The 18,130-nt window shown below is 47.8% G+C and carries 12 protein-coding genes and 1 other RNA gene; 7 read left to right on the top strand and 6 right to left on the bottom strand.

What is annotated here, in order from left to right; translation table 11 throughout:
- Nucleotides 1–63 precede the first annotated feature (63 nt).
- Nucleotides 64–427, bottom strand: a transfer-messenger RNA (tmRNA) gene (gene ssrA / locus K4H25_RS11265).
- Nucleotides 428–768: 341 nt separating this feature from the next.
- Here ssrA and K4H25_RS11260 point away from each other — a divergent pair.
- Complete coding sequence (locus K4H25_RS11260; protein WP_221020596.1) at nt 769–6,906, top strand: trifunctional serine/threonine-protein kinase/ATP-binding protein/hybrid sensor histidine kinase/response regulator; 6,138 nt, start codon at nt 769–771, stop codon at nt 6,904–6,906.
- A gap of 55 nt (nt 6,907–6,961) precedes the next feature.
- Here the strand turns inward: K4H25_RS11260 and K4H25_RS11255 are convergent, their stop codons facing one another.
- The 5 genes from K4H25_RS11255 to K4H25_RS11235 form a co-directional block, all read right to left on the bottom strand.
- Entirely contained in the window at nt 6,962–7,621 is a 660-nt protein-coding gene (locus K4H25_RS11255; RefSeq protein WP_221020595.1) for an HAD family hydrolase, read from the bottom strand.
- The gene (gene ubiG, locus K4H25_RS11250) at nt 7,618–8,328 is read right to left on the bottom strand and encodes a bifunctional 2-polyprenyl-6-hydroxyphenol methylase/3-demethylubiquinol 3-O-methyltransferase UbiG (RefSeq protein ID WP_255587562.1); all 711 of its coding nucleotides are present in this window, start codon (nt 8,326–8,328) and stop codon (nt 7,618–7,620) included. Before ubiG ends, K4H25_RS11255 begins: the two co-directional genes overlap by 4 nt.
- Before the next feature lie 242 nt (nt 8,329–8,570).
- The gene (locus K4H25_RS11245; RefSeq protein ID WP_173534475.1) at nt 8,571–8,777 is read right to left on the bottom strand and encodes a hypothetical protein; all 207 of its coding nucleotides are present in this window, start codon (nt 8,775–8,777) and stop codon (nt 8,571–8,573) included.
- Between the two features lie 212 nt (nt 8,778–8,989).
- Entirely contained in the window at nt 8,990–9,493 is a 504-nt protein-coding gene (locus K4H25_RS11240; protein WP_221020594.1) for a DUF7931 domain-containing protein, read from the bottom strand.
- On the bottom strand, nt 9,444–10,580 hold the full coding sequence (locus K4H25_RS11235) for a cupin domain-containing protein (RefSeq protein WP_221020593.1): 1,137 nt from the start codon (nt 10,578–10,580) through the stop codon (nt 9,444–9,446). Before K4H25_RS11235 ends, K4H25_RS11240 begins: the two co-directional genes overlap by 50 nt.
- Nucleotides 10,581–10,637: 57 nt before the next feature.
- On the opposite strand from K4H25_RS11235, the gene K4H25_RS11230 reads away from it, so the two are divergent.
- From K4H25_RS11230 to K4H25_RS11205, 6 genes are all read left to right on the top strand, one after another.
- Complete coding sequence (locus K4H25_RS11230; RefSeq protein WP_173534472.1) at nt 10,638–11,111, top strand: peroxiredoxin; 474 nt, start codon at nt 10,638–10,640, stop codon at nt 11,109–11,111.
- 18 nt (nt 11,112–11,129) lie between these two features.
- Nucleotides 11,130–11,609, top strand: a complete 480-nt coding sequence (locus K4H25_RS11225; protein ID WP_221020592.1) for an FKBP-type peptidyl-prolyl cis-trans isomerase — start codon at nt 11,130–11,132, stop codon at nt 11,607–11,609.
- 882 nt (nt 11,610–12,491) lie between these two features.
- Complete coding sequence (locus K4H25_RS11220) at nt 12,492–15,338, top strand: ribonucleoside-diphosphate reductase subunit alpha (protein WP_221020591.1); 2,847 nt, start codon at nt 12,492–12,494, stop codon at nt 15,336–15,338.
- Between the two features lie 532 nt (nt 15,339–15,870).
- Nucleotides 15,871–16,866 carry an adenosine deaminase gene (locus tag K4H25_RS11215; protein WP_255588205.1) on the top strand — a complete coding sequence of 332 codons (996 nt, stop codon included), beginning with the start codon at nt 15,871–15,873 and terminating at the stop codon, nt 16,864–16,866.
- Between the two features lie 117 nt (nt 16,867–16,983).
- Complete coding sequence (locus K4H25_RS11210; RefSeq protein WP_221020589.1) at nt 16,984–17,535, top strand: hypothetical protein; 552 nt, start codon at nt 16,984–16,986, stop codon at nt 17,533–17,535.
- A gap of 10 nt (nt 17,536–17,545) precedes the next feature.
- A complete protein-coding gene (locus tag K4H25_RS11205) occupies nt 17,546–18,127 on the top strand; it encodes a hypothetical protein (protein WP_221020588.1) in 582 nt (193 codons plus the stop codon).
- The last annotated feature ends 3 nt before the right edge of the window (nt 18,128–18,130 follow it).

The raw sequence follows: 18,130 nt of genomic DNA, 5'->3' as shown, positions 1-18,130 counted from the left end.
ACCCGCTAAAGCTAGGCTTTATGCGGGTTTCAGGACTTTTACGTACTTGGTGGAACGAGTGTTTGGTGGAGGCGGGGGGAGTCGAACCCCCGTCCGGAAGCACTCTACGAAGAGTTCTACATGTTTAGCCTTATCTTTTGGATTTTAACTCCCTTTCACGCCGATGGGCAGGCTTGAGGAGAGCGAGTTACCTAAATTTAACCCCAACCCAAGTAACCCGAGTTAAGGCGATTCCATCTTAATGACTCTACTGCTGGTTTGACCCAGCCCACCCGATGGACCCTGTGGTGTAGAGTCTAGCGCGATTAAGCGGCTAGAGCGTAAGTTTCGTCGTTTGCGACTATATAAATACAGTGTTTAACGGGAATCTGCGATCCCGACATGCCCTCACCCGCTTTGCAACCCCCGTCGAAACCATGGCGCCCCCGATCGGTAGTCTTCAAGTTGGACAAGAAGAAGGGCGATTATACCTGCTTATGCTTGCTTTGGGCTAGCAGTTCACGCGCTAACTGATTGGACTTAAGCCTAGGGGCGTTGATATCAAAGGTTTATTTCTTTGTTTATGTGCATTTCATTGCGAATGGAACCGAGGTTCTGTGCTTCTTGAGGTCAATTCTGTTTGTTTCTTACTTTAATTTTGCGTTTGTTGACTAGGTCTTGTTGTATTGCTGCCTTTAAAAGTGACAAATTCTGACTACACTAACTAAGTGGTGGTGGTGCTATTCGCTTTGCCGTGTGATTTGATATTTGACATGCCATAGGTGGCTTATGAAGCAGATTATTTTGGCGCTTGAAAATGCGCTTGAGTTACTCGAGCATCTGAGTGTTTATCATGCCGATGGCAATTTTCACGGTGCGATTACTTTGGCTAATTTGCGCTTTAATGGGGATCGTTTAGTTGGTTTGATTGCGCCGCCGGCAATGCGATCTGAGCTAATTAGTGTTGAGGATTTATGCTTTGCATCGCCCGAGCAGGCTGGGCGGATGTGGGATAAAGTCAGCCCGCGCAGTGATTTATATTCAGTGGGCTGTTTACTGTATACCTGGCTTAATGATGCTCCCCCCTTTGTTGCTGATGATTTACTGGCGTTAGTACATGCTCATCTGGCGCTACCACCTGCAACAATGCCCAATGCTCAGGCTGTGCCGCCAATATTGCGCCGCATAGTACTAAAGCTGCTTGAAAAACCAACGATGGGTCGTTACGCCTCTGTTGCGGGATTAAGTGCTGATTTACGTGAATGCTTGCAGCGCATGCAATCGGGTTCGGTTGAGGAATTTTTGCTGGGTACGCACGATGAATCAGGCCGTTTTATTATCTCTAACAAGTTATATGGACGTGATGCTGATGTAGCACAACTACAGCAACTTTTTGAGCAAGCCTGCCAAGGTAAGGGGGGGTTATGCACCATTGGCGGTTATTCGGGTATCGGTAAAACTACGTTGGTGCGTAGCTTGCGGGGCGCTGTTGCCGCATCGCGCGGTGCGATGGTGGAGGGTAAACATGATCAATTTCGTCGACAAGTGCCTTATTCTGCGCTGATCGAAACGTTTACCGCTTTATTGCGGCGAATTTTATCGGGCGATCGAGCGCATTTAGCGCGATGGAGAGAGGTTTTGCTTGAGGCGCTTGGTGAAAATAGCGCCGTGATTGCTGAAATAATTCCTGATATTACGCGAATTATTGGTCCGCAAGCTAAGCCTTGCGTTTTGGAAGGGCTAGCAGGTCAACATCGCTTTAATATGGCATTTACCGCGTTATTAAAGGCATTTGCGAATGAAAATCATCCCTTGGTATTGTTTTTAGATGATGTGCAATGGGCTGATTTTGCCTCCTTGGCTTTGATTCAAAGCTGCCTTTCTGAAGGAAATGTGGGTCATTTATTGGTCTTGTGTGCTTATCGCGACAACGAAGTCGATGAGCAGCATCCATTGGCTTTGATGTTTGCTGAACTTAAAAAGAAAGGCGTGGCGATTCAAACCGTAAGCGTAGGGCCTCTTGCTACTGCACATTTGGCTGAATTGGTTTGTGATAGTTTTCCGGGCTTAGATGATTTGCCACTGTTTTACGATATGTTAATGCGTAAAACACAAGGTAATCCGTTCTTTTTACGGCAGTTTTTGCAGGAGTTGTATGATGAAAAAATCTTGTCATTTCATCCGCAGCGCCGCTGGTGGGTTTGGTCTAAATCCCGCGCCTTAGCACTCACTCATACTGAAAATGTCATTGATTTAATGGTTCGCCGTATTCGGCGTCTACCGCCAGAAACGCGCAACATTTTGAATATTGCGGCGAGTATTGGTAACCGTTTTGATTTGGCAACGCTGTCAATGATTGGCGAGTTCGATCAAGCTACGATTTTGACTATGTTAGCACCAGCGCTGCAAGAAGAAATTGTACTGCCCATTACCGATGGTAAAGATAAGCATGAATTTAAGTTTTTGCACGATCGAGTACAGCAAGGCGCTTATGTTTTAGAGTCGGATGAATATACCAATGAGCTGCATTTGCGAATTGGCCGTTTGATGCTTGAACGAATGATAACAAGTGATATTGAGCCTAAATTATTTGAAATCGTTGATCACCTCAATGCAGCCCAGCATTTAATTAGTTTGCCGAATGAACGTTTGCAGCTTGCAGAGTTAAATTTCCAAGCTGGGCTGAAAGCTAGGCAAGCAATGGCTTATCAGGCTGCGCTTAATTATTTAGAAACTGGCATTGCTTTATTGGGCGACGCGTTTTCGGAGAATAATTTTGAATTGTCATTTGCGCTGTATTTAAATGCGGCGCAAGTTTTTGAATTGGCAGGGTCATTTGATCGATTTACTGATTATATTCAATTGCTTGAGCAATATGCTCAAACGCCTTTGCAGCAAGTCGAGCTGTATTTTTTACGCATTGCCAATTTAAATCACGATAGTCGCTTGGCAGAAATCAATGAGTTGGGTCGCGAAGCCTTGGCTTTATTTGGCATTGAAATTCCGCCGCTGAATGATGCTGCTGCATTGATGAAAAGATATCAGCAGGAGCTTGAGCAATTTGAAGCAACGATGCATACGCAATCTTATTCATCACTTGATGATGTGGCAGTGAGTGACGATGCGGCGCATGATGCGGTACTTAAAGTGTTATCGCAGGTTTCTGAGCCGGCTATTTTTGTGAATTTCCCGTTCTTTTCGGTGATTGCGGTCATTGGTGTTAATCGATCGATACGCTATGGCTATACGCGGGTTTCACCGATGTTTTTTACATTGCTGGGTATTGCATTAATTGCGCACCATCGCCGATACCAAGATGCCTGCAAAATAGCCGATGTGGGTATTCGCTTACTTAATAGCAATAGCAAAACCTATGATTTATATGGCTATGAACGCTGCTTAGCCTATCACGGTTGGAATATTACGCATTGGGCCGAACCTGCTCAGCGAGCTGTTCCGCTACTCAATGAAGGATATAGCGTTGCATTGCGCGCGCATGATCCGCTGTATGGTGGCTATATGTTGGTCGGCATACCTTGGGTTAGTTTGTTTTTATGCCGAGACGTGACAGATTTACAATCCACCGCCCAAAGAACACTCAATTTTTGTGCCAGTAATGAGCTGCCTTTTGTGAGTAGCTTGAGTTTGCCATTTGCTGCAACCGCCGCCGCCTTACATGGAGATACCGCTGGCTTAGGTGTATTGGACCATAGTGATTTTTCGGAGGCGGCTTTTATCGAAGCATGGCAAGCAGTACCGATTACGATTGCGGGCCTCAATATTTGTCGAATGATGTTGTATACCCTGGAAGGGCGTTTCGATGATGCCATTCGTTTATATACCAGCGTACGAACTGCGTGGCCGGCAACGTATTTGTTGAGCTTGCACCATCCGTTTTGGCATGGTGTGGCTTTGGCAGGGAACGCTAGAGCCGCTGAGTCAAATAGTCGAGCGCAATTAATATCTGAATTAAAAGAAATAGAGGATTTTTATCAGTCGGTTTATGCAGCAGGCTGCGCTGAAAATGTTGAAGATAAATTGTTTTTCTTGCGTGCTTTACTGGCGGATTTAGATGGCGAAGAAGAGCAAGCCATATCATTGTGCCAGCAAGCGATTCATAGTGCGCAACATCATTGTTTTTTGCTGAATCTGGGTTTTTTCAATGAAACAATGGCGCAAATGCACCAGCGTCGGCGCAATACTGCCGCATCGACATTAGCACTAGAGCAAGCACTACAAGCCTATGTTGAGTGCCAAGCATTGGCGCTAGCGCACCGAGTGAAATCTCGCTTATCGCCAAAAATAGAATTGGCGAGAACCGCCAATACGGTGAGCAATGAATTTGGTTTGGACGCTATTGATGTCTTGGCCATTTTACGCGCAGTGCAGACCATCTCCAGCGAAAGCAAGCTCGATGGCTTGTTGTCTCGATTGTTAAAAATCATTTTGGAATCATCCGGTGCCGAGCAAGGTTGCATTGTCTTAGATTTGGATAATCGTTTGTCTATCGAAGAATCTGCCGGTTCCATGCCAGCAGATACGGGTTTGGTCGAGTCGGTGATTCGCTTGGTTAACAACACGCGTGAAGCAATTGTTTTAGAAGACGCCAGCCAAGCGCTTGAGTTTGCCGATGACCCACAGATACATGCCCGAAAAATTAAATCTTTGCTTTGTATGCCGATTGGTCGGCAAGGAAAAACGCAGCGTGTACTGTATTTAGAGCATGGTTCGGTTGAGGGCGTTTTTTCAGTGAAACGTTGCCAAGCCATTAGCTGGCTCGCAGCGCAAGCTGCGATTTCGATTGAAAATCTAACCGCGTATGCAGAATTAGATGCATATAAAAACAACTTAGAAGCCTTGGTTGAAGAGCGTACCGGCGAGCTAGAAATTGCCAAAGATGCTGCCGAAGAAGCGACTCGCGCTAAAAGTGATTTTTTAGCCAATATGAGCCACGAAATTCGTACTCCCATGAATGCGATTATCGGCATGTCACATTTGGCTTTAGAGTTGCCACTCGAAGCCAAGGCGCGTAATTACGTGAGTAAGGTGAATAAAGCGGCTGAAAATCTTCTGGGCATTATCAATGATATTTTAGACTTTTCTAAAATCGAAGCCGGCAAACTGGATATGGAATTAGCTGATTTTGGTTTAGAGGATGTGCTCGATCATTTGGCTAATCTGGTTGCCGATAAGGCATCAGATAAAGGGCTTGAGTTATTGTTTGAAGTGCCGATGGATTTGCCGATGTCCTTGGTGGGCGATTCATTACGGTTAGGTCAGATTTTAGTTAATTTGGGGAATAACGCGGTTAAATTTACCGAAAAAGGACAGGTTGTCGTTGGGATAGAAAAAATCAGTGCCGACAGTGAATTGATTGAGCTGCATTTTTGGGTACGTGATTCGGGTATCGGGATGAGTGCCGCCCAGTGTGACAAATTATTTCAATCGTTTAGTCAGGCCGATAGTTCCACCAGCCGTAAATATGGTGGTACGGGCTTAGGCTTGGCGATTTCCAAAAAACTGGTTGAATTAATGAATGGCCGGATCTGGGTAGAAAGCCAAGAAGGCGTCGGAACAACGTTTCATTTTCATGCCTTCTTTGGTTTACAAGCGAGCCAAAAAATACCTAAACGGATGTTTCTCGCTGAAGAATTATCTGGTTTACGCGTGTTAATTGCCGATGACAATCCAACTGCCAGAGAAATTTTGGCGCGCATGGTGGGTAGTTTTGGCATGCAAATAGATCAAGTGAGTAATGGTCATTTAGCGATTGGTATGATCGCCAATTCAATGACTGGTGGTCAGCCTTATCATTTGGTCTTGATGGATTACAAGATGCCGATGCTCGATGGTTTGCAATGTATTGTGCAGCTGCAATCGGCGTTTGCCAGTGGCCTGCCCCCGATGATTTTAATCTCTGCCTATGGTCAAGATGTGACTGCAATGGCAGAGCAGTGTGGTGCGCGTGTGCGGGGAGTGATGAGTAAACCAGTATCAAGGTCGTCTTTATTAGAGGCCATAGGTTTGGCTTTAGATAAAGGGCAGCTGGCTGAAACGCGCTTAGAGCAAAGAGCCGAAACGCAAAGTGAGGCCATGCTAAAACTGCACGGCGCTAGGGTTTTGTTGGTTGAAGACAATGAACTCAACCAAGAGCTGGCGATTGCGCTACTAGAAAAAGCCGGCATCGAGGTGTGCTTGGCAGAAAACGGTCAGATTGCTTTAGATATTTTGGCTAAACAGTCTGACTTTGATGGGATTTTAATGGACTGCCAAATGCCGATACTAGATGGCTACGCCACGACGAAAATCATTCGCAATCAACCAGCATGGTCGCATTTGCCAATTATTGCCATGACGGCCAATGCCATGGCGGGGGATCGCGATAAGGTCTTGGCTGCAGGGATGAATGACCATATTGCCAAGCCGCTCAATATTGCCGAAATGTTCGCCACCATTGCGCGCTGGATTAGTCCGCAAAAAAATCGCATGTTGGCGGATCCTGCCGGGGTGGAAGATGCGGTTGTTCCTGCTGCAACGGCTCCGTTACGCACCATTTATGATTTGCCGGGGATTGATGCGGCCAGTGGTTTGGCATGCTGCATGTCCGATGAAGGCTTGTATATGAAACTATTGTTGTTGTTTTCCAATAGCATTAGTCAATTTGCCACTGATTTTGCCACGGCACAAATGGCGAGCGATCCGAATGCGGCGATGCGCTGCGCGCACTCTTTAAAAGGTATGGCCGTTAATTTAGGTGCTCGCCAGATTCAACAGCTCGCGGGTGAGCTTGAGCAAGCGTGTATTGAGCAGCAATCCAATGAGCAGATTGCTAAGCAGTTAGCCATCGTGGTGGATGCGTTGCAACCAGTGCTGATTGGCCTGCGGCAATTGCAGGCCACACAGCAAGAGAGTGAGTTGATTCGTTAAATGGCTTTCGCTCAGCGGTGCTGTTGATTCACCGCTGAGTCGAGCGCTATTGCGCTTATCGTAGCGGCGGTAAGTAGTTGAGTAATTCAAGCGGGTGTTCAATCTGGATATCTGCGCCCCAGCTTTGTGGCTGATCAGACGCGCGTATATAGCCATAATTGGCCAGTACCGTTGTCATGCCTACATTGCGTCCCGCTTCAATATCACGTTCGGCATCGCCAACATATAGGCAATGGGCCGGATCAATGCCCAGTTGGGCCGCAGCATGCAGCATAGGTTCAGGTGCTGGCTTGGGTATGCCTACCGTATCCCCAGAAATACAGGTCTCTGGCGCAATAGGTAAGGGGAGTAATTGAATCAATGGGTCGGTAAAGCGCATCGGCTTATTGGTGATAATCCCCCAAGCTAAACCTCGCGCGTTAATCTGCGTGATTAACTCGCTCATCCCATCAAATAACACTGTGTCTTGGCAAACATAGTTCTGGTAATGATCGAAAAAACGCGCGAGTAAAGGCGCATATTCGGCGTCATCCGGTGTAAAACCAAATCCTAGCTCCAAAATGCCGCGTGCGCCGTGGCTGGCTAAGGGGCGAATCGCCGCATAAGGCTGCGGCTCACGGCCTTCTTCCAGTAGTAGTCGATTGAGTGCGCCAGCCAAATCGGGCGCGGTATCGGCCACGGTGCCATCGAGGTCAAATAAAACGGCGCGGATCATGCATTTTTCTGCGTGGCGACGATGTAATTGACATCGGTGTCATCGCTTAGTTTGTAAATGTCGGTGATTGGGTTGTACGTCATACCGGTAATGGCGACGGTATTTAAGCCCACGGCGCGGGTCATGCGCGCCAATTCGGACGGTTTAATAAATTTTTTATATTCGTGTGTCCCGCGCGGCAACATATTGAGTACATATTCAGCGCCAAGCACGGCGAGTAAATAGGACTTTGGATTGCGATTGAGTGTTGAAAAAAACACCCAGCCACCCGGTTTAACTAAGCGAGCGCAAGCTTCGATAATGCTGGCGGGCGATGGCACATGCTCCAGCATTTCCATACAAGTGACCACATCAAAGCTTTCTGCTTGCTCAGCGGCCAGTTGCTCAACGGGGATGTTTTGGTAATTAACGCTTAAACCCGACTCAAATAAATGCAATTTTGCGACTTTAAGTGATTTTTCGGCCAAATCAATGCCCGTCACGATGGCGCCGCGTTCGGCTAAGCCTTCAGATAAAATGCCGCCGCCACAACCCACGTCCAGCATGGTGAGGCCTTTGATGCCGGCGTATTGCTCAATAAAACCGACGCGCAATGGGTTGATTTCATGCAAGGGTTTGAATTCGCTGCTTTTGTCCCACCATTTATGCGCAAGAGCAGAAAATTTCTCGATCTCAGCTTGATCGACATTAATATGGGTATCGGTCACAACGGTATTCCTTATGAGGCTTAGATAGCAATACTTACCAAAGCTATATCAAACAGTCGGCAATTGCATCGATTAAATACTGGCCGGCAAATTCAAAGCGATTGGTGAAAACAAATAGATAGCGAATCGTAGCATGCCTAGGCGCGCGCGTGCAGTATGGTGCAGGGGAGGCATTGCGGTATTTCTTACAGACGTAAAAAAACCGACCTAAAGGTCGGTTTTTCTATACTGCGAAGAGCTAATTACTTAGCTTCAACAGCAGAAGCAACGTCAGAAGCTGCTTGAGCAACGTCAGAAGCTACAGCGTCAACAGCAGAAGCTGCAGTTGCTTCAACAGCAGAAGCTGCTTCAACAACAGCAGAAGCAGCATCAGCAGCTACTTCTTCTTTTTTACCGCAAGCAGACAAAGCAACAGCCAACAAAGCAGCAACGAGTAGAGTTTGTTTCATTTTTAAGACCTTTTAGCTAAAAAGTGAGGGTAATTTCAAAGCAAAACAGCAAACTATTTTGCTGACTTGATTCAAATAAATTTCTTAAGTTGTTCACACAACCGACAGGACGAATTCTAAGCACTGCAGAACAAAATGGCTAGTGCCCAAGCGGCAAAAACAGGGGGTATTTAGATTGAATCTCGCTACTTCGTGTAACCGCGTGTACAGCCTTATAAATAAAGGCGTTGCAGGCTATCTGCAGGGCTAGCTTGCTCCCAGAGTAGGGCAAAATCGTGTTGCAAATTCGCGACGACGTGCGGGTTTTCCCCAGTCTCGCCACGAAAGTGCGAAAAATGATGTCTTTGCATAAAAAATTGTCGGTCAGCGATGACAAAGCCTTTTTCTTGCCCGTAAGAAAAAGTCGTGACTTGCCGTATTTCAATTAAATGTGAAAATCGATCACGCAATTGCAATAGGCGCGGGCAGCGCGTGGCCAAAAAATCGGCGTTTTGCACCAAGATTTTTAATCGCCCGGGTGAGGGCGCAGTAAAAAAAGCCCACAGCGCATCATGGCAAGCGCGACTATCAATATCGCTTTCGCAATAGTCGCGCTCACAAAGAATCAGCTCGCGCTGCGCTAAACGTAAAACGTTGAGCAGTGCTGTTTGATAATCCAGCTTGCGATCAAACGGTGTCAGTGCCGCTCGGTTTGAGGGTGATGTAGCCATATTCATAATAAGTGAACAAGGTTTCTATAAGACCTTCAGTATAAACACCAGCTTCAAGCTGTCTATTATTTGCGAGTGTTTGTAATTCATTAATTGCCTCAGCAGGACACTCTAGTAATTCACCATTAATAAACATGGCCTCGTCGCTGTAGAGCATTTGGCTTTTTAGGTCGAGCATCACGCCCGATGTCGCCACTGCGGCAGCAAAATCATCAAAATCGAGCAATTCTTCGGTTTGATCAAAAAACACATGCGGTGGCGGCTCTGTAAAGTAGCGACCAATAAAGTCTTTCACGCGCTCATCATTCCATTGAATGTTTTGCAGCATTTGGCTGATGCGATCGGTAAATTGCTCGTCAATTCTTGCCGGTACATTGGTTACCGTTGCATCAGGGTCGGCGTACATACCGTCAAGGCAGATTTCGTCTTGCAGATACTCTAAAAATTTGACGGCGATTTCTTGTGTCTTTGGCGCGCGAAAACCAATCGAATAAGTCATGCCCGGCTCAAGTGCCACGCCGTAATGCGCGTATTGTGGCGGCAGATACAGCATGTCGCCATGCTCTAAAATCCATTCTTGCTCAGGGTTAAAATCTTTTAGCACGCGAATCGGCGCGTCTTCGATAAAGCCGCTGGCATCATCGCTGGAAATTTGCCAGCGCTTTTTGCCACCCACTTGCAATAAAAACACATCATACGAATCATAATGTGGGCCAACCGTGCCACCGGGCGGCGCATAAGAAATCATTAAGTCATCAAGACGCGTGTAAGGTAGGAAATTAAAGCGGTACAATAATTCAGAAATATGCGGAACTAAATGATTCACGCTTTGGACCAAAATAGTCCAATCAGTTTCGCCAAGTCGCTTTAGGCGAGACGGAGTAAATGGCCCGCTTTCGAGTTTCCATTGCTCATTTTTGTATTCGATTAATCGCGATTGCACATCGTCGCGCTCGGCCAGTTCGGCTAGGCGAGCGTAGTCGATGATTTCTGGGAAGTCAGCCCACGCTTGGCGAATGAGCAAAGGTTTTTTTTGCCAATATTCACGTAAAAATTCTTCGGGTGAGATGGCGCCTAATAGTGTTTTACGCATGGCTGATGACTATAACGGAAAATAAGAAGTCTAATTATCGCACTGACTGGAGTATTTATGCTGAATTCTGGAGATGTTGCACCACAGTTCGCTTTGCCGGACGCACAAATGAATACGGTACAACTGGCTGATTTTTTGGGTAAAAAAATTGTTATCCTGTATTTTTTTAATGGCGACAAAACGCCAGGCGGTATTTTAGAAGCGATTGAGTTTTCTGACCGTGTTGCAGCATTTGCGAAATATGGCGCTGTTATTCTCGGTGTGAGCCGAGATGACTGTATGGCGCACGAGTCATTTATTGATGAGCACGGGCTTGAATTTGAGCTGCTCTCGGACGCCGAGAGCGAAGTGATTGCCTTGTATCATGCGCAACACCGATGGGAAGCAAAGGGCATGGTAAGATACGGTATTGACCGCTCGACGTTTGTGATTGATCAAACGGGCATCATTCGGCATGCTTTCTACCACGTGACCCCCAAAGGCCATGCGGCTGAAATACTAGAACTCGTCAAACAGATCGAGATTCATTAACTATCAGGACTAAATACAATGCAAATTGCAAAAAATTCCGCAGTGACCATTAACTATGAAATGTACAACGCAGAAGGCGTACAAATCGACAAAACCGAAGAGCCAATTGCTTATTTGCACGGTGGCTACGACAACATCTTGCCTTTGGTTGAAGAAGCTTTGCACGGTAAAGCCGTTGGCGACACTGTTGAAGTAACTATGTCAGCTGAAGACGCTTTTGGCGAATTCGAGCCAGAATTGGTGCGTGAAGAAGACAAAGACGTGTTCCCACCAGAAGTTGAAGTGGGCATGATGTTTGAAGCGGATGATCCTGTTTCTGGCGATGTGATTTTGTTCCGCGTAACTGAAATCAACGACGGCACTGTCACTGTTGATGGTAACCACCCATTTGCTGGCATGAGCATTCGCTTTGTCGCTTCAGTAGTTGATGTTCGCGATGCAACTAGCGAAGAATTGTCGCACGGCCACGTACACGGCGCGCACGGTCACCACCACTAAGATTTAAATGGTTTGGTGATTTAAATGAGAAAAGGCAGCTTTAGCTGTCTTTTTTTGTACCTACGGCGGCATGAGTTCATTTATTGGCTAAGTAGTCGATGTTCGCGATGCAACTAGCGAAGAGTTGTCGCACGGCCACGTACACGGCGCGCACGGTCACCACCACTAAGATTTAAATGGTTTGGTGATTTAAATGAGAAAAGGCAGCTTTAGCTGTCTTTTTTTGTACCTACGGCGGCATGAGTTCATTTATTGGCTAAGTAGTCGATGTTCGCGATGCAACTAGCGAAGAATTGTCGCACGGCCACGTACACGGCGCGCATGGTCACCACCACTAAGATTTAAATGGTTTGGTGATGAATGAGAAAAGGCAGCTTTGGCTGTCTTTTTTTGTACCTACGGCGGCATGAGTCCATTTATTGGCTAAGTAGTTGATGTTCGCGCGATGCAACTAGCGAAGAATTGTCGCACGGTCACGTACACGGCGCGCATGGTCACCACCACTAAGATTTAAATCATTTGGTGATGAATGAAGAAAAGGCAGCTTTGGCTGTCTTTTTTTGTGTCTGCTGATTTATCAATGAGTATCAATGAGTGGGCGGGACTGTTCTTGTTGCAAACTTGCAACCCGCTGTCTGTATGCTTTTTGTTTGCTGCGCCAATCAAATCAAGCCATACAAGGATTTTGATTTTTATTGCCGCCATTGATCGACTAGCACAGAGCAGGCCACTTGCACCAGATCCCCTCTTTACCCTAGTATTTGTGTCTATAAGCAGAGGGCAACACAAGATGTAGTGTTTTCTGCACAAATAACCCACAAAATTATCCACAAGCAGCGTGGCGAGCTTGATTTAGCCGCTAGCTGCACGACTGGTGAACGAATGACTGATACAGCGAAACTTTCTCACATCACACTTGATGCCGCGGCCTACGCAAATTATAAAATTATTCGCCGCAATGGCTCGGTGGTGGCGTTCGAACCATCGAAAATCTCGGTCGCCTTAAGCAAAGCATTTATTGCTGTGCAAGGCAGCCATGCCGCGTCGAGTGCCGCCGTGCGCGATCAAGTGCATCTGCTGACGGATTCTGCCGTGTCGGCCTTGATGCGTCGCAAGCCAGAAGGTGGCGCGATTCATATCGAAGACATCCAAGACCAAGTTGAATTGGCTTTGATGCGCTCAGGCGAGCACGACGTTGCCCGCGCTTATGTGTTGTATCGCAGTGAACGCCAGCGTGAACGCGCCGCTGCACGTCACGAGAGCGAGCCAGAACACCAAATTAATGTTTTATTTGAAGACGGCAGCTTGCGTCCGCTCGATTTAGACAAAGTCAAAGCCTTAATCGCCTCGGCATGTACCGGCCTTGAGCAATACACCGATCAAGCCGTTATTTTGGCTGAAATGCTCAAAAACGTGTACGACGGTGTGTCTGCCGATGAATTGCGTAAATCAGCCGTATTGGCAGCGCGTACTTTCCTTGAGAACGATCCAGCCTACGGCTTGGTAACGGCGCGTTTATTGCTCAATACCATTCGTCGTGAAGTTTTGGGCGCTGAAACCAGCCACGAAGAAATGGCTGAACGCTACGCCACGTATTTCCCACAATTTATCAAAAAAGGGATTGCGGCTGAATTACTCGATGAAAAACTCGGTCAGTACGATTTAAGCAAAATCGCTGCCGCCTTGGATCATAATCGCGATTACCAGTTTGGCTACCTTGGCCTGCAAACGCTATACGATCGTTATTTCTTGCATATCAATGATCAACGCATTGAACTGCCGCAAGTGTTCTTTATGCGTGTGGCCATGGGCTTGGCGCTGAACGAAGTGAATCGTGAAGAGCGCGCCATTGAGTTTTACAATGTGCTGTCGAGCTTTGACTTTATGTCTTCGACGCCAACGCTATTTAATTCCGGTACCCGCCACAGCCAAATGTCGAGCTGCTACTTAACGACTGTGCCAGACGATTTGGACGGTATTTTTGAAGCGCTAAAAGAAAACGCCTTGTTGTCTAAATTTGCCGGTGGTTTGGGCAATGACTGGACTTCAGTTCGCGCCATGAATAGCCACATCAAAGGCACCAACGGTAAATCACAAGGTGTCGTGCCCTTCCTTAAAGTAGTCAACGACACTGCTGTTGCCGTGAACCAAGGTGGTAAACGCAAAGGTGCAGTCTGCGCTTACCTTGAAACTTGGCACGCCGATATCGAAGAATTCCTTGAATTGCGTAAAAATACCGGTGACGATCGCCGCCGCACGCACGATATGAATTCGGCCAACTGGATTCCTGACTTGTTTATGAAACGAGTGATGGATGGTGGCGAATGGACTTTGTTTAGCCCATCTGAAGTGCCTGATTTGCACGACAAAGTCGGTAAAGCCTTTGAAACCGCTTACACCGCCTACGAAGCCAAAGCCGCACGTGGTGAAATGCGCGTTGCTAAAACGATTTCGGCGCTGGGCCTGTGGCGCAAAATGTTGACCATGTTGTTTGAAACTGGTCATCCATGGATCACCTTTAAAGACCCTTGTAATATTCGTAGCCCACAGCAACACGTTGGCGTCGTGCATTCAAGTAATCTGTGTACTGAAATCACGCTGAACACCAATGAAGAAGAAATCGCCGTATGTAATCTCGGTTCGATCAACTTATACAACCATTTAAAAAATGGTCAGCTCGACGCCGAAAAACTCTCGCGCACCGTGAAAGTGGCGATGCGTATGCTCGATAACGTCATCGACATTAACTTCTACCCAGTTCGCAAAGCACGCACGTCGAACTTGAAGCACCGTCCAGTGGGCTTGGGCATTATGGGCTTCCAAAATTGCTTGCACGAATTGAGCATTCCATACGCTTCGCAAGCGGCGGTTGAATTTGCTGACGTATCAATGGAAACCGTGGCGTATCACGCTTACTGGGCGTCAACTGAATTGGCGCAAGAGCGCGGTATTTACGCTTCGTACAAAGGCAGCTTGTGGGATCGCGGCATCTTGCCACAAGACTCATTGCGCTTACTCGAAGAAGAACGCGGCGGCTATCTAGAAGTGGATCGCAGCTCACGTCTGGATTGGACGATGTTGCGTGATCGCATTGCCGCCTACGGCATGCGTAACTCAAACTGCTTGGCGATTGCGCCAACAGCAACGATTTCAAACATTGTTGGCGTGGATGCGTGTATTGAGCCGACTTACCAAAACTTATTCGTGAAATCGAATTTGTCCGGCGAATTTACCGTCATCAACGAGCATTTGGTGCGTGACTTAAAAGCCCTTGGTTTGTGGGACGAAGTGATGGTCTCTGACTTGAAATACTTCGACGGTTCAGTGGCACAAATCGATCGTATTCCACAAGAATTCCGCGAGCTGTATGCAACGGCGTTTGAAATGGACCCGAAATGGTTGGTTGAAGCGGCAAGTCGCCGTCAAAAATGGATCGACCAAGCGCAGTCGCTCAATATCTATATGGCCGGTGCATCGGGCAAAAAATTGGACGAGTTGTATAAATTCGCTTGGTTACGCGGCCTAAAAACCACGTATTACCTCCGCACTTTGGCAGCCACATCGGCAGAGAAATCAACCGGTCGCGGTGGCGAATTAAACGCCGTCGCCGTGGATGGCACCAGCCACCCAACGCCAGTGACTCAAGCGGCGGAAGTAGTGGATAACACCCCAGCGACGGATGCGAAGTTCTGCTCGATTGATAATCCAGATTGCGAAGCTTGCCAATAAAACTGGGTGGGTTATCTACCCACCATGGGTGAAATGGGTTTAAGTGCCTGCGGCACCTGTTTTTAGGTGTCGCTACCCGCGGCGGGGGATACTTTCTTTGCGTCGCCAAAGAAAGTATCAAAGAAAGGCGACCCGATACGAACCCGGCTCCGCCGTTCCCTCGCGTGGCGCGAGCCAAACGATAGGGCTGTTTGTCTCCCTTCGTGCTCGGTGTTCGTTTTAACGGGGTTTAAGCCCCAGACCAACGAGCGCGGCACAGCAGGCTTGTGTAAAGTCACTAACTGTAGGATGGCTTAGGCCGAAGGCCGCGTACCCACCGGGTCGTAGAGGTTGGCCCCACCAGTTCGCGGATGTTTATTGGTGAGTATCTGTTTGTAGATGTCTTTAGAATTAGCTTTGAGCAATATACCCTCGGTGCCGCTTTGCGGTGCCGATATTTAAATGGATTGATCAGTGCATTTAAATATCGGTGATCCCGTATTGAGAATAAATAGGAATGATTGTGAACCAACACCCGCTCGACCAATTGATTATGGCTTTGCCAAAAACTGAATTGCATTTGCATATCGAGGGCTCGCTTGAGCCGGAGATGATGTTTGCCTTGGCGCAAAAAAACGGCGTGGCGTTGCCGTATGCCGATGTGGATGCGGTGCGGGCGGCGTATCAGTTTGATAGTTTGCAATCGTTTTTGGATTTGTATTACGCCGGTGCATCGGTATTGATTACTGAGCAAGATTTTTACGATCTTACTTGGGCGTATGTGCTGCGCGCTCACGCGGACAATATTGTTCACACCGAGATTTTTTACGATCCACAAACGCATACTGCGCGTGGTATTGATTTTGCTGTGCCGCTGGCGGGGATTCGCCGCGCTTTGGCCGATGCCTTAACGCAATTTGGCATGACGTCCAAATTGATTTTGTGCTTTTTGCGCCATTTAAGCGAAGCCGACGGCTTTGCCACGCTAGAGCAAGCAATGCCTTATTTGGCGCAAATCGACGGGGTGGGTTTGGATTCGAGCGAATTGGGCCATCCGCCAAGTAAATTTGCTGCGCTGTTTGCCCGTTGTGCTGAGCTGGGCTTGCCCGCAGTGGCGCATGCTGGCGAAGAAGGTCCGGCAGCGTATATTTGGGAAGCGCTGGATTTACTCAAATCAACGCGAATTGATCACGGCGTTCGCTGCACCGAAGACGCCGCTTTGGTGGCGCGTTTGGCCGCTGATCGCGTGCCACTCACCGTTTGCCCCTTATCGAATTTAAAGCTGTGCGTGGTGGATGATTTGGCGGCGCATAATCTACGTACGCTACTGGATGCCGGATTGTGCGCAATGGTCAATTCGGATGACCCCGCTTATTTTGGCGGTTATCTGAACACCAATTTGCTCGCCTGCCGCGCGGCGCTGGATTTAAACAAAGCTGAAATCGTGCAGTTGATTTTAAATAGCTTTGAAGCCAGTTGGCTCAGCGCTGAGCAAAAAGCCGCTTGGCAGCAAAAAGTGTTGGCCATCGCCGATGCGGCGGCTTGTTGAGACTGGCAGGTGCTTGCTGATGTTTTGCTAGTCGGCGCAGATCTAAGTCTGGCATTGAGTAGCGAACTCGTTACCCATTGAAATGTAGCGCAAGCTACGAGCCAAAGGAGTTAAGCCATGCGCCGTCTATTTGCTCTATTTGTTTGTGTTTTATTCACCGCTTGTGCCAGCCCATTGCCGCTGCAAGACGGGCGGTTAAATCCACCCACAGGGCAGGGCATGGTGCTGTTGTCGTTAACTGGGCAAGCTAATTATTTAATGGGCGCATCGCTGAGCCTTGATATTACTGGCCCCGCACCGCAACAACTCACTACGCGGCTGGGTAGCGATATGATTCAAGCGCCCGGTAGCGAGGAAAACCCAGCGGGTAAACTCTTTGCGCTGACTTTGCCGGCAGGGGAATATCGCACCAGCCAGGTGCGCGGTAGCTTTGTTGTTGTTGGCGTGCATTCGGGCGAAGCGCGTTATGTGACTTTGCCACTGAATACGGATTTTCGCGTAGTGGCTGGGCAAGTGGTGTATTTGGGTAATGTGAATGTGGCGCTCAATTTTGCTTCGACACTGCGCTTGAGCAACACCGCAGCGCGTGATTTTTATGATTTAAAACAGCGTGATGGCGTGACCGATACGCGCAATATTTTGATCGAACCTTTGCGCATCGCGCAGTAAGGAGACGGCCATGTTCAGATCGTTCAAATTAATATTGAGTGCCATGCTGGTGCTGCTATTAAGCGCCTGCGCCAATCTGCAGCTGCCAGTGGTCAATGGCCAGCTTACGCCAGCGGCAGGGCAAGGCTTGGCGATTGTTGGCCTCACGGCGCAATCGTTTAATAACGACACCGCCAGCGCCAATTTAGTGCTGCAAGGCCCAAGTGGTAATATCAGCCTGTATACGCGGCTAGTGACCGATTTTATTCGTGCACCGGGCGATACCCCGAATGCAACAGGCAAACTATTTGTCGTGCCTTTGCTGCCGGGCCAATATCGAGTTGTCGCTGCCGATGGGCAATGGCGGCAAGACAGCGCCAATTTAATGATGAATATGTACCAATATGTGACCGTGCCGCTCAATCTGCCATTTCAAGTTAAAGCCGGTGAAGTGGTGTATTTGGGCGACGTGCACCTGAATATGAATTATGACTCGAGCGTGAATTTGAGTAATGATCGCGCCCGAGATTTTTTTGATCTGCAAGCCCGCCATGGTGTGAGCAATTTTAGCAATATCGCAATACAGCCGCTCAATCGCGGCCTGAGTCAATAAAGG

The sequence above is a fragment of the Deefgea piscis genome, assembly GCF_019665785.1.
Classification (GTDB): Bacteria; Pseudomonadota; Gammaproteobacteria; order Burkholderiales; family Chitinibacteraceae; genus Deefgea.
This window is presented reverse-complemented; position numbering and strand designations above follow the sequence as displayed.